A 12,434-nucleotide genomic window follows, 5' to 3' on the forward strand; every position below is an offset into this window, starting at 1 on the left:
CGGACAGGTCGAAAGGCCAGCCAGATGAGGCGCTATGTGAACGGATTGCATGAGAAAACTTCAGGTCTCGATTGAGAAAGTTCGTCTCAGGTGGCCTGGAGACTAGAAACAATGACCGCAAGCGTCAAGCTAAAACGAGACGTTTATTCTCGTTATCGGAGGAGCTGGTGGCCAGATCCGTATGGATACTTGATGAACGTGACGAGGGGCAGGCCCGGATCGCCAGCAAGCTGGCTCCTACAGGAATGTGGGGTTTGTTATGCCGCAGCCGCACTGAACCCTAGCTTTTCATTGTTGGTGAGATCGTCAGCTCGGAGACACCTACAGACCACGAGCGGCTGACGACGCGGGCTTTTCGTAGGAGCCAGCTTGCTGGCGATCAGCTGCACTAAGAACGGGACAGCGCCTGACCAAGCAGACGCTGCAACAGGCCGTCGCCCTCAGCCTGTAAGCGCGTTCGAGCTTGCGCAACCTGATCGCGGCTGGCAGCGTCTTCGAGACTTGCCATATCCGCATCCACGTTGATCAAGGCTGCGCTGAGCCCGGCATGAATGAGCACGGTGCCGGCCTGGGCATCGCTTTGCACGTTCGATTTGGTACATGGCCAGGCATCAACCGCCAGCTCGAGCGCCTCCAAGCAGCAATGTGCCAAAGCCAGCGGCACGGCACAGGCCTGACGAGACGCGGCCTGCTTCTGTTCGGGCTCACCGTCCCGATCAGCGTTCAGGTAGTCCCCAAAAGCCCGGACATCATCATCCGCGAACGCGCCGGGCCTGCCCAACAGTGCTTCCGCCGCTTGCAACAGCGCGCGGCGAGTCGGATCGGACCCGTGGGCCTCGCTGATACGCAGCCCCTTGAGTACCAACGCAAGCCCGATATCGGCCGTGACAGCGGCGGCCGCACCGCAACCGGGCGTTGGCTGGTTGGCCGCCGTAGCCGCCCTGAAATCGACCAGCCGCTGCGTCCAGATGCTCGCCTCATCGCTCATCCGGTCGATCCGTCAGCTAGCCTGCGCATTACCGTCGCCCCAATGGAGCAGCACGTCGAGCATGCGGTTGGAGAAGGCCCATTCGTTGTCATACCAAGCCAGTACTTTGACCAGGTCGCCCTGTACGCGCGTGTGGCTGAGGTCGGCAACGCATGAGGTCGGATGGCCGAAGAAGTCGCGCGAGACCAGCGGCAGATCGTTGCACTCCATGACGCCGAGCGGCATCTTCTGGGCGCCTTCCCGGAGGATCTGGTTGATTGCCTCAACGCTTCCCGGTGCACGCTCGGCGGTGAAGGTGAGGTCGACCAGCGACACGTTCGGTGTCGGCACCCGAACCGCCAGCCCGTCGAGACGCCCGGCCAGCTCGGGCAACACCAGACCGATAGCCTTGGCCGCACCGGTGGTCGACGGAATAATCGATTCGGCTGCGGCACGGGCGCGGTAGAGGTCCTTGTGCGCCTTGTCCAGCAGGCTCTGGTCATTCGTGTAGGAGTGCACCGTGTTCAGCAGGCCCTGGCGGATCCCCACTGACTCATGTAGCACCTTGGCCAGCGGCGCCAGGCAATTGGTGGTGCAGGAGGCATTGGAGATCACACGATGGCTGCTGTCGAGCAGCTCATGGTTGACGCCGTAGACGACCGTCAGATCAGCGCCGTCCAATGGGTGCGAGGCGAACACCCGCTGGGAACCGGCCTGCAGGTGCTGATCGATCAGGTCGCGCTTCTTGAATTTCCCCGAGCACTCCAGCACCACGTCGACACCTAACTGTTTCCACGGCAGCTGCGTCGGATCGCGTTCCTGGAGCAGGCGGATCGACTGGCCACGGATCTGCATCACGTCATCGCGCAAATCGACCTGGCCGTGGAAACGGCCGAAGGTGGTATCGAAGCGCGTCAGATGCGCCATCGCCGAGCGCTCACTGAGGTCGTTGATCGCTTCGATATGGATCTGGTTTTCCAGGTTTCGCTCGAACAGGGCTCGCAGTACAGCTCGGCCGATACGGCCATAACCATTGATAGCAACTCGCAACATGGTGCTCTCCTGGGTCGTTGAGGCTGGTGAAGGTTAGTCGGAGTATCCGCGGTGGCGTTCAGTACCGTCCGACGGAGATCAATGAACCGGGGAAACCCAGGCACCGCTCGTCAGTCGTAACTCTCACAGGCCCGTTACGCCGGGCTTGCCGCACTCAGGAGAAGGGCCACGAGCAATGAGCGAGTCATTCCCAGCACCCTGGTGGAAAGGCGCCACCATTTATCAGATCTATCCAAGGTCCTTCGCTGACAGCAACGGCGACGGCATTGGCGACCTCAACGGCGTACTGCGGCATCTCGACCATCTGCAGCAGCTCGGCGTCGACGCACTGTGGCTGTCGCCGATCTTCCGCTCGCCGATGGCCGACGCCGGCTACGACATCAGCGATTACTGCGACATCGACCCCCTGTTCGGTTCGCTGAGCGATATCGACCGGCTGATCACCGAAGCCCACGCCCGCGGCATTCGCGTACTGCTTGATTTCGTGCCCAATCACACCTCCGATGAACACCCCTGGTTCGTCGAGTCGCGCAGCTCGCGGGACAACCCGAAGCGCGACTGGTACATCTGGCGTGACGAGCCCAACAACTGGCGTGCCGCGCTGGGCGCCGGCAGCGCCTGGACCTGGGACGAGCAGACCCAGCAGTACTACCTGCACCTGTTCCTCGCCAAGCAGCCGGATCTGAACTGGCGCAACCCCGAAGTGGTGGAAGCGATGCACGACGTGCTGCGCTTCTGGCTCGATCGCGGCATCGACGGTTTTCGCATCGACGTCATCCACTGCACCGGCAAGGATCCGATCTTCGTCGACGACCCGCGCTGCCAGGCCGGCCAACCGCTGTCGGACTTCAACGACCAGCCCTACAGCCACGAAGTGCTGCGCGGATTGCGCAAGCTGGTCGACAGCTACCCCGGCGATCGCATGCTGGTGGGCGAGGTGAATATCCGCTCCACCGAGCGCGTGCTGCAGTACTACGGCGCCGGCGACGAGCTGCACCTGGCCTTCAACTTCAACCCGCTCGACGCGCCCTGGGACCCGGTGCTGTTTCGCACCTGCATCCGCGACGTGCAGCATTGGCTGCAACCGGCCGGCGCCTGGCCCACCTGGGTACTGTCCAACCACGACAACGTGCGCCAGCGCAGCCGCTATCAAGGCTCCGAACAGGCCTCCCGTGCCGCCGCAGTGCTGCTGCTGACCTTGCGTGGTACGCCCTTCATCTATCAGGGCGAGGAGCTGGGGCTGGAAGACGCGGTGATCACTGCCGAGACCCGTGTCGATCCGGGCGGCCGTGACGGTTGCCGGGCGCCGATTCCCTGGCAAGCTGAGCCGCCGCATGGCTGGGACGGCGCTGCACCCTGGCTGCCCTTCCCACCCGAGGCCGACGAACTGGCGGCCGAGCGCCAGACCGGCGCGGTGAATTCGATATTTGCGCTCTACCAGCGCTTGCTCGCCGCGCGCAAGGCCAGCCCGGCGCTGCACCACGGCGATTTCGCAGAGCTGCCATCGCACCCTGATGTTCTGGCCTACCACCGACAGCAGGGCGACGACTGCCGCCTGGTCTGCATCAATTTTGCCGATCACCCACACGCGTTCCCCCAAAGCGCCCATTGGCTGGTGGAGATCGCCAGCGATGGCGTCGGGGAAGGCGAACCCTTTAATGGCAATTTGTCAGCCGGGCAGGCGCTGGTCCTGCGCCCGGCGGAGAGCTGAGCATGCGTCCACTCTGGTATCGCAACGCGGTGATCTATCAGGTCGATCCCGCACTCTTCCGTGACAGCAACGGCGACGGCTGCGGCGACTTGCGCGGCATCACCGAACGACTGGATTACATCCGCGGCCTGGGTGCCACCGCCGTCTGGATCATGCCCTGCTACGCTTCGCCGTTCCTCGACGCCGGCTACGACGTCACCGACCACCTGCAGATCGCCCCGCAATTCGGTGATCTGGCTGACATGGTAGCGCTGCTGGAAAAGGCCGAGGAGCTCGGCCTGCACGTGATCATCGAACTGCTGGTGCAACACACCTCCAGCGAGCACAAATGGTTCCAGGAGGCGCGCCGCGACCGAAATTCGCCGTACCGCGACTACTACATCTGGGCAGATGAGCCGGACACTTCGATGGCGCCGATCTTTCCGACGGTCGAAGACAGTATCTGGACCTGGGACGAGGAAGCCGGCCAGTACTACCGCCACCTGTTCTACAAGCACGAGCCGGACTTGGACCTCGCCAACCCGCGGGTCATTCACGAAATCGAGCGGATCATGTCGTTCTGGCTGCGCCTGGGTGTGTCCGGCTTTCGCATCGACGCTGCGGTACACATGGTGCGCCAGGCCGGCGGCGGGGATCTCAAAAACGGCTACTGGCTGCTGGAACACATGCGCGACTTCGTCACCATGCGCCGCCCGGAAACCGTACTGCTCGGCGAGATCGACACCGACCCGGAAAAGTATGTCGAGTACTTCGGGGACGAGGCGGACCGCGTCACCCTGCTGCTGGATTTCTGGACCAACAACCACCTCTTCCTGGCGCTGGCCCGGCAACAGGCCGAGCCGCTGGTCCGCGCCTTGAACAGCCAACCGCTTCCACCCAGCCATTCGCAGTACGCACTGTGGATTCGCAACCATGACGAGCTGAGCCTGGATCGGCTGAAAGAAGATGAGCGCAACGAGGTGATGGACACCTTCGCGCCGGATCCGAAGATGCGCGCGTATAACCGCGGCATTCGGCGGCGGCTCGCGCCGATGCTCGATGGCGATGAACGCCGAATCGCCGCCACGCATGCGTTGCTGTTTTCGCTGCCGGGCACACCGATCATCCGCTATGGCGAGGAAATCGGCATGGGCGACGACATGGAGCGCCCCGAGCGCCAGGCCGTGCGCACGCCGATGCAGTGGTCCAACGAGCCCAACGCCGGGTTTTCCTGCACCGCCGGCGAGCTGGCGGCGCCGCTGATCGATGAAGGCCCCTTCGCCTACGACAAGATCAATGTATTCGCCCAGACCCTGCGCAGCGATTCACTGATGGCCCGCACGGGCAACATGATCCGCACGCGGGTCGGGCTGCGTGAAATAGGTATCGGCAAGCGGCAGACGGTGGAAGTCGAGGATGCAGCGGTCTTCGCCATCCGCCACGACAACGGCTCCAGCGTGCTTATGCTGGTCAACCTGGCCGACAAGGAAACCACAGTGGAAATCACCGCCGACGATCTGCAGGACATGGTCGATGTGCTCGCCGACAGCAACTACGATCAGCCCGAAGGCTCACCGCTGAAAATCCGCCTCGGGCCGTACGGCTACCGTTGGCTGCGGCGCAAACAGCAACTGTTCGGGTAATCCAGATGCCCCACCAGCTCGATGCAACCCAATGGCGCGCCTGGCATGGAGACGACTTTCCTCACGATTGCTGGTGTGTTGCAGGCGACGAGCTCTGCGCCGTGGCCGGTTCGCGGCGCATCGATCTGATATCCCGGCAACGCTACGGAGATTTCATCCTGCGCTTCGAATTCGCCCTGCCCTTTGCCGGTAATTCCGGTGTGTTCTGTTGCGTCGACGAAGGTGCTGATCTCAGCTGGCACAGCGGCCCGGAAATGCAGCTGCTGGATAACCGCGGCCATCCCGATGGCCGCGAACCGACGACGCGCAACGGCGCGCTCTACGGCTTGCTGCGACCTGATATCGAAACGCAGACTGAGCCCGAACAGTTCATCGAAGCGGCGTTGAGCCTTCGCAACGGCGAAGTCGAGCACTGGCTGGACGGGCAACGGGTGCTGCGCTACCGGCTCGATGATTCGGCGCTGCGGGAACGCATCACCCAGAGTAAATTCAGTGGCTATCCTCGCTTTGCCCAATCTTTCGAAGGCCACGTGGTGCTTCAACACCACGGTGAAGCGGCGCGTTTCCGCCGCCTGTCGATCGAAACACCGGACTGAACGGTCCACTTGGACCTGCGAGCAGAATTGAGCGAGAATGCGCGGCTTTCCAGGCCGCGGTAAGCAGTGACGGACGGATGCAGAATCGAAACGAGCTGGGCGCTCGCTTCTATGGCGCAGCGCCCAACTGGTTTTCAGCACCCCGATTCGTCAGGCAAACCCGGCCGCTCACGCTTGAGGTAGCGCGTTCGTGGAACAGCTGAAACAGAAGATCCGCAATGAAGGCATCGTACTCTCCGACCGCGTACTGAAGGTCGATGCTTTCCTGAATCATCAGATCGACCCTGTGCTGATGCAGCAGATCGGCCAGGAATTCGCTCGCCGGTTCCGCGACGAGAAGATCACCAAAATCGTCACCATCGAAGCTTCGGGCATCGCGCCAGCGATCATGGCTGGTCTGGAGCTGGGCGTGCCGGTCATTTTCGCCCGTAAGCATCAGTCGCTGACCCTGACCGATCACCTGTTGACGGCCTCGGTGTACTCCTTCACCAAGCAGGTCGAGAGCACCATCGCGATTTCCACCAATCACCTGTCGCCAAACGACCGGGTGTTGGTCATCGACGATTTCCTGGCCAACGGCAAAGCGGCCAAGGGACTGATTTCGATCATTCAGCAGGCAGGCGCGAGCATCGCCGGGCTTGGCATTGTCATCGAGAAGTCCTTCCAGGCCGGCCGGCAGGAACTGGAAGAAGCGGGCTTCCGGGTTGAATCCCTGGCACGCGTGGCCGCCCTCAGCGACGGCCAGGTCGTGTTCGTCGAATAGCGCCCCGCGCCACTCCCTGCGGCTTATTCCCTACGCCACAGATCAACCAACGCGCCCTGCGTGCCGGCAACCGGATCGCTCACCGGTACGCTGACCCGCTGAGCGCGCGCCTGTGCCTCATCATGGCCGGCTTCATCCGGGCGCAGCAGATCGTACTGCTGCTCGACCGGATAGCCGCCCACCACTTCGAAATCATTGCTGGCGCTGAGCTGGCAATGACCGGTGCCGGCCGGCAGCACCAGCGCGTCGCCAGCGCGCACCTCAACTTCCTGCCCCTGTTCACCACCGAGCATCAGCCTCGCCGACCCCCGCGAAACGCCGAGCACCTCATGAGCGGTCGAATGAAAGTGGTGATAGTCGTACACACCCGCACGCCATTGGGCCGGCCACAGGTGGCTATTGAACAGATTCTCGAACGCACTGGCATAGTCGCTATCAGCCAGCGGCAACTGCCGGTACACCAGCACCGGATGCGAGCTGTTCGGCGTACGACCGTCGCTGGAAAAATGCAATTGCTCGGGATGCGGGGCGGAACTGGGCATGGGCATCTCATCTTCGTGCGGAGGCCTGACGTCGGTGCAGGCCACGGGAATGGGTTTGAAGTTTCGACCCGATGCAGCGCCGCTTTTCTCCCCGCCAGACACGACAAAGCCGCCCGAAGGCGGCTTTGTCTGACCGGTTGAAGCTTAGAGCCCGGACATCTGCTTGATTGCAGCCATCAGCTCGTCATCCGAGCAGCTGGCGCAAGTGCCTTTGGGCGGCATGGCGTTGATGCCGGTGATGGCGTTGGCCAACAGCACATCGAGACCACCCTTCTCATCAGCACGCGCTTGCCAGGCAGCTGTATCGCCGACCTTCGGCGAGTTCAGCAGACCGGTGCCGTGGCAGGCGTTGCAGAACTTGCCGACCACTTCTTCACCACTAAGCGCGCCGCCACCAGCGGCAGCAGCTGCCGGACCGGCCGCTGCGCATTCTTCACCTTGAATACAAACTTCGCCCACCGGCTTGAGGCGCTCGGCGATGTCGTCGTTGGTCGCAGCCTGAGCGCTCACTGCCCACAGGGCCAATACGGCAGTCTGTGCTACCAGGATCTTCTTAATCAGGTTCACCTTATACCCTCATGTGGCTAGACACGCCCGCGGCCACGGTATCGCGAGCGGCGGTCAGTATAACGGCAAGCCATGCCCGCCGAAACAATACGAAAGGCCCTGTCATCCTCAGCGACGCTTTGTCGCAGCGGCACCCGTCCGTCACTTGGCCCAGCCGCACAGGTCAGAAGTTGGCCGGCGTGGTCGCGCTGATCAGCTTGGCCGGCGCGTCGAACGGATTACGAAAGCGATGCGGCTTGCTGCTCTCGAAGTAGTAACTGTCGCCTGTTTCCAGCAAATAGGTTTGGCCGCTCACCGTCAGCTCCAGGCGTCCCTCGACCAGCATGCCAGCCTCTTCGCCCTGGTGCGCCAGCATGTCGGTGCCGGTATCGGAGCCAGGCGGATAGGTTTCGGCGAGAAATGCGATGGCGCGACCCGGGTGCGCTTTGCCGACAAGCTTCATGCTCACCGCGCCGTCGGAAATATCGATCAGCTCGCCGGCCTTGTAGACCACCTGGGTGTCGCTGTCCTGCTCGAAATCAGGCGAAAAAAACTCGACCAATGACATTGGAATCCCGCTCAGCACCTTCTTCAACGAACTGATCGACGGGCTGACGCTGTTTTTCTCGATCATGGAGATCGTGCTGTTGGTGACGCCCGCACGTTTGGCGAGTTCGCGTTGGGACAGGCCCTTGAGTTTGCGGATGGTTTGCAGTCGAACGCCAACGTCCAATACGGGAGCCCCCAATAAGAGCGATTGCTGAGGTCGCTATGATGGCGAGGGCGTTCAGTATTTTCAACACAACGGGACGAAATGACAGATCGCCCCGGATGGCGATCGGGCTACGCTGGTAATGCGGCCACAACCGACAGCTCAACCAGGATCTCGGGCTCGCAAAGCTTGGCCTCCACCGTGGCACGTGCCGGCGCGACGCCTTCCGGCAGCCACTGATCCGAGACCGCATTCATGCCAGCGAAATCGGCATCGATGTCCTTCAGGTAAATGGTCACCGAAAGGATGTGCTGCTCATCGGTACCGGCCTGCCGCAGGAGGCGTTCGATATTGTCGAGCGTCTCACGGGTCTGTTGTTCGATCCCCGCATTCATGTCCTCGCCCACTTGGCCGGCCAGATAAACCGTGTTGCCGTGGATGACGATCTGGCTCATGCGAGCGTTAGTGTGCAGGCGCTGTATGGGCATGCTTGTGCGATTCCTTTTGGGTGCCATAGCGGGAAATATCGAGGCCGTCGGTACTGATCTGCGTGCGCTTTTTCGCCAGCATGTCGGCCAGCAAGCGACCAGAACCACAGGCCATGGTCCAGCCCAGGGTACCGTGCCCGGTGTTCAGATGCAGATTGCGATAGCGTGTGCCGCCAATGATCGGCGTTCCATCCGGTGTGGCCGGGCGCAGGCCGGTCCAGAGTTCGGCAGTACTCGGATCGCCACCCTGCGGGAACAGATCGCCGACGACCATTTCCAGCGTTTCTCGCCGGCGCGGATTGGGCGAAAGGTCATGGCCTGCAATTTCGGCCATGCCGCCCACCCGGATGCGCTGGTCAAAACGGGTAATGGCGACCTTGTAGGTCTCGTCGAGCACGGTGGAAACCGGCGCCATCGCGGGGTCGCTGATCGGCACGGTCAATGAATAGCCCTTGAGCGGATACACCGGCGCGCGGATGCCGAGCGGCTTGAGCATCTGCGGGCTGTAGCTGCCCAGCGCCAGCACGTAGCGATCGGCCTTTTCCAGCTTGCCGTTGATCCGGACGCCTTCGAGCTGGTCACCGGCAGACTGCAGCCGCTGGATGTCCTGGTTAAAACGGAACTCGACGCCCAGCTCGCGGGCCATTTCGGCGAGCTTGGTGGTGAACATCTGGCAATCGCCGGTCTGGTCATTAGGCAGGCGAAGCGCGCCACTGAGCTTGTCCGATACCTTCGCCAGCGCCGGCTCGGCGTGTGCGATACCGGCGCGATCGAGCAGTTCATAGGGCACGCCGGAAGCATCCAGCACGGCGATGTCCTTGGCGGCGTTATCGAGCTGTGCCTGGGTGCGGAACAGTTGGGTCGTGCCGCACTGCCGGCCTTCGTAATCGATACCGGTTTCAGCGCGCAGCTCATCAAGGCAATCGCGGCTGTATTCGGACAGCCGCACCATGCGCTCCTTGTTCACCGCGTAGCGCGCTGCCGTGCAGTTGCGCAACATCTGCGCCATCCACAGGTATTGCTGAATGTCGCCAGTGAGCTTGATGGCAAGCGGGGCATGGCGTTGCATCAACCATTTCATGGCCTTCAAGGGTACGCCAGGCGCGGCCCAGGGCGACGCGTAACCGGGGGAAACCTGGCCGGCATTGGCGAAGCTCGTCTCCATCGCCACGGCTGGCTGACGGTCAACCACCACGACCTCGAAGCCAGCCCGCGCTAGATAGTAGGCACTGGTGGTACCGATCACGCCGCTTCCCATTACCAGAACACGCATCGCCGTCTCCCACCCGTGCTGCAGGGCTTTTTCGAGTCACTGTTAATGCGGAGTATAGAAAGCGCCATGTAGTGGTTTTCGCTATATAACAGGCTATATTTGCGATTTATTCACGCCTGCAACCGCTTATATAGAGGCGATACGCCTATGCGCACTAAGCATCAAACCCGCCGCGAGCTGGACAAGATCGACCGCCAGATCCTTCGCCTGCTGCAGGCCGAAGGACGCATGCCATTTACCGAACTGGGCGAGCGTATCGGCCTGTCGACCACGCCGTGTACGGAGCGCGTTCGACGTCTGGAGCGCGAGGGCATCATCATGGGTTACACGGCGAGGCTGAACCCGCAGCATCTGAAAGGCGGATTGCTGGTATTCGTCGAGATCAGCCTGGCCTACAAGTCAGGCGACATCTTCGAAGAGTTTCGCCGTGCCGTGCTCAAGCTGCCTCATGTGCTGGAGTGCCATCTGGTCTCGGGGGACTTTGACTACCTGATCAAGGCCCGGATCTCGGAAATGGCCTCCTACCGCAAGTTGCTCGGCGACATCCTGCTCAAGTTGCCGCATGTGCGCGAGTCGAAGAGCTACATCGTGATGGAAGAGGTCAAAGAATCGTTGGAACTGCCGGTGCCGGAGTAGCAGCCGAAAGCCAAGCAGAGTTCGCAGCCAGATCAACCCAAATCCCGGCGCATCAAAAGCCGAGCCGAACGAGCCGTTGGGTCAGCCGTTAGCCAACCGAGAACCGTCAGGTTTTGCTTCAGCCTCGCGCGGCTTTTGCTCTGCAATAAACATCCGGTCTACCCTTCGGTCCATGCAAACCGTCCAAGGCTCGACCATGACCACCCCGCAATCAGCTGCTCGCGCGCAGCACCACGCGTCGTCCTACTACGCGGCCACCACCAATCGCTCCCTTGATCTCAAGCACTTGCAAGGCGAGCTGGAGGCGGATGTCTGCATCGTCGGGGGCGGCTTCAGCGGTCTCAATACGGCTATCGAACTGGCCGAGCGCGGCCTGTCCGTAGTGCTGCTGGAAGCCCACCTGATCGGTTGGGGTGCTAGCGGGCGCAACGGCGGACAGTTGATTCGTGGAGTGGGGCATGACGTCGAGCAGTTTCATCCGGTGCTGGGTGACGAGGGCGTGGACAGCCTCAAACGTATGGGTTTCGAAGCGGTGGACATCGTGCGCGAGCGCATCGACCGCTACGCCATCGATTGCGACCTGACCTGGGGTTACTGCGATCTGGCAACGAAACAACGGCACGTCGAAGGCTTCGAAGCGGACTACGCCGATCTCCAGCGTCTGGGCTATCCGCACCCATTGAGGCTCCTGCCAAGAAACGCGATGGGCGAAGTCATCGGTTCTGATCGCTACGTGGGCGGTCTGATCGACAGGGGCTCGGGCCATCTTCATCCACTCAACCTGGCATTGGGCGAAGCAGCCGCAGCCCTATCGCTAGGCGTGCAGCTGTACGAACGATCCGCTGTCGAACGGATCGATTACGGTCAGCAGGTTCGGGTTCACACCGCGCAGGGCAGCGTGCGTGCCCGTCAGCTCGTGCTGGCCGGCAATGCTTACTTGGGTTCTCTGAACAAATCACTGGCGGGCAAGGTGCTACCGGCCGGCAGTTACATCATTGCCACCGAGCCGCTTCCCGAGGACGTCAGACAGGAACTGCTGCCGCAGAACATGGCGGTCTGCGATCAGCGAGTCGCGCTGGACTACTTCCGCCTGTCGGCCGATGGCCGGCTGCTGTTTGGCGGCGCCTGCCACTACTCCGGACGCGACCCGAAGGATATCGCCGCCTACATGCAACCGAAGATGCTCGAGGTGTTCCCCCGCCTACGAAACACCCGAATCGATTACCAATGGGGCGGCATGATTGGCATCGGCGCCAACCGGCTGCCACAAATTGGACGACTGCCAGACCAGCCCAACGTCTACTACGCCCAGGCCTATGCCGGACACGGCCTGAACGCCACGCACCTGGCAGGACGCCTGCTCGGCGAGGCCATCAGCGGGCAGCTCGCGGGACGCTTCGACCTGTTCTCCCGTGTGCCACACCCGACCTTCCCTGGCGGTCAGCGTCTGCGTTCGCCGCTGCTGGCCCTCGGCATGCTCTGGCACCGGCTTAAAGACCAGTTCTGAATTTCACCGTTGCGCTGG

The 12,434-nt window shown here is 62.1% G+C and carries 13 protein-coding genes; 6 read left to right on the forward strand and 7 right to left on the reverse strand.

Annotation, left to right across the window (positions count from 1 at the left end; genetic code table 11):
• Window positions 1-388: 388 nt before the first annotated feature.
• Both ACQKIK_RS20835 and gap read right to left on the reverse strand, forming a co-directional pair.
• Window positions 389-988: a cyclodeaminase/cyclohydrolase family protein gene (locus ACQKIK_RS20835; RefSeq protein WP_499137316.1), complete on the reverse strand. Its 600-nt coding sequence runs from the start codon at window positions 986-988 to the stop codon at window positions 389-391.
• A gap of 12 nt (window positions 989-1,000) precedes the next feature.
• Window positions 1,001-2,020, reverse strand: a complete 1,020-nt coding sequence (gene gap / locus ACQKIK_RS20840; RefSeq protein ID WP_499137317.1) for a type I glyceraldehyde-3-phosphate dehydrogenase — start codon at window positions 2,018-2,020, stop codon at window positions 1,001-1,003.
• Window positions 2,021-2,195: 175 nt separating this feature from the next.
• Here gap and ACQKIK_RS20845 point away from each other — a divergent pair, with 175 nt between their 5' ends.
• The 4 genes from ACQKIK_RS20845 (at window position 2,196) to ACQKIK_RS20860 (ending at window position 6,712) form a co-directional block, all read left to right on the forward strand.
• Window positions 2,196-3,731, forward strand: a complete 1,536-nt coding sequence (locus ACQKIK_RS20845; RefSeq protein WP_499137318.1) for an alpha-amylase family glycosyl hydrolase — start codon at window positions 2,196-2,198, stop codon at window positions 3,729-3,731.
• Window positions 3,732-3,733: 2 nt separating this feature from the next.
• Window positions 3,734-5,353 (forward strand): alpha-amylase family protein, encoded by a 1,620-nt coding sequence (locus tag ACQKIK_RS20850; RefSeq protein ID WP_499137319.1) that lies wholly within the window; start codon window positions 3,734-3,736, stop codon window positions 5,351-5,353.
• 5 nt (window positions 5,354-5,358) lie between these two features.
• Window positions 5,359-5,949, forward strand: a complete 591-nt coding sequence (locus tag ACQKIK_RS20855; RefSeq protein ID WP_499137320.1) for a 3-keto-disaccharide hydrolase — start codon at window positions 5,359-5,361, stop codon at window positions 5,947-5,949.
• A 190-nt stretch (window positions 5,950-6,139) separates the two neighbouring features.
• Window positions 6,140-6,712, forward strand: coding sequence for a xanthine phosphoribosyltransferase (locus tag ACQKIK_RS20860; protein ID WP_045431064.1), 573 nt, complete (start codon window positions 6,140-6,142; stop codon window positions 6,710-6,712).
• A gap of 23 nt (window positions 6,713-6,735) precedes the next feature.
• Here ACQKIK_RS20860 and ACQKIK_RS20865 read toward each other — a convergent pair whose 3' ends face one another.
• The 5 genes from ACQKIK_RS20865 to dadA all read right to left on the reverse strand — a co-directional run bounded on the left by ACQKIK_RS20865 (window position 6,736) and on the right by dadA (window position 10,273).
• Window positions 6,736-7,254 carry a cupin domain-containing protein gene (locus tag ACQKIK_RS20865; RefSeq protein WP_499137321.1) on the reverse strand — a complete coding sequence of 173 codons (519 nt, stop codon included), beginning with the start codon at window positions 7,252-7,254 and terminating at the stop codon, window positions 6,736-6,738.
• Window positions 7,255-7,398: 144 nt separating this feature from the next.
• Window positions 7,399-7,821 (reverse strand): c-type cytochrome, encoded by a 423-nt coding sequence (locus ACQKIK_RS20870; RefSeq protein ID WP_046162957.1) that lies wholly within the window; start codon window positions 7,819-7,821, stop codon window positions 7,399-7,401.
• 163 nt (window positions 7,822-7,984) lie between these two features.
• Window positions 7,985-8,533, reverse strand: coding sequence for a cupin domain-containing protein (locus ACQKIK_RS20875; protein ID WP_046162958.1), 549 nt, complete (start codon window positions 8,531-8,533; stop codon window positions 7,985-7,987).
• Between the two features lie 110 nt (window positions 8,534-8,643).
• Window positions 8,644-9,000, reverse strand: coding sequence for a RidA family protein (locus ACQKIK_RS20880; RefSeq protein ID WP_499137322.1), 357 nt, complete (start codon window positions 8,998-9,000; stop codon window positions 8,644-8,646).
• Entirely contained in the window at window positions 8,975-10,273 is a 1,299-nt protein-coding gene (dadA, locus tag ACQKIK_RS20885; RefSeq protein WP_499137323.1) for a D-amino acid dehydrogenase, read from the reverse strand. The genes ACQKIK_RS20880 and dadA overlap by 26 nt, the downstream gene beginning before the upstream one ends.
• A gap of 147 nt (window positions 10,274-10,420) precedes the next feature.
• Here dadA and ACQKIK_RS20890 point away from each other — a divergent pair, with 147 nt between their 5' ends.
• Both ACQKIK_RS20890 and ACQKIK_RS20895 read left to right on the forward strand, forming a co-directional pair.
• Window positions 10,421-10,909, forward strand: coding sequence for an Lrp/AsnC ligand binding domain-containing protein (locus tag ACQKIK_RS20890; RefSeq protein ID WP_045431082.1), 489 nt, complete (start codon window positions 10,421-10,423; stop codon window positions 10,907-10,909).
• A gap of 196 nt (window positions 10,910-11,105) precedes the next feature.
• Window positions 11,106-12,416: an NAD(P)/FAD-dependent oxidoreductase gene (locus tag ACQKIK_RS20895; RefSeq protein ID WP_499137324.1), complete on the forward strand. Its 1,311-nt coding sequence runs from the start codon at window positions 11,106-11,108 to the stop codon at window positions 12,414-12,416.
• Window positions 12,417-12,434: the final 18 nt, after the last annotated feature.

Origin of the sequence: Pseudomonas sp. NPDC047961 (genome assembly GCF_050272435.1) — a bacterium.
GTDB lineage: Bacteria > Pseudomonadota > Gammaproteobacteria > Pseudomonadales > Pseudomonadaceae > Stutzerimonas.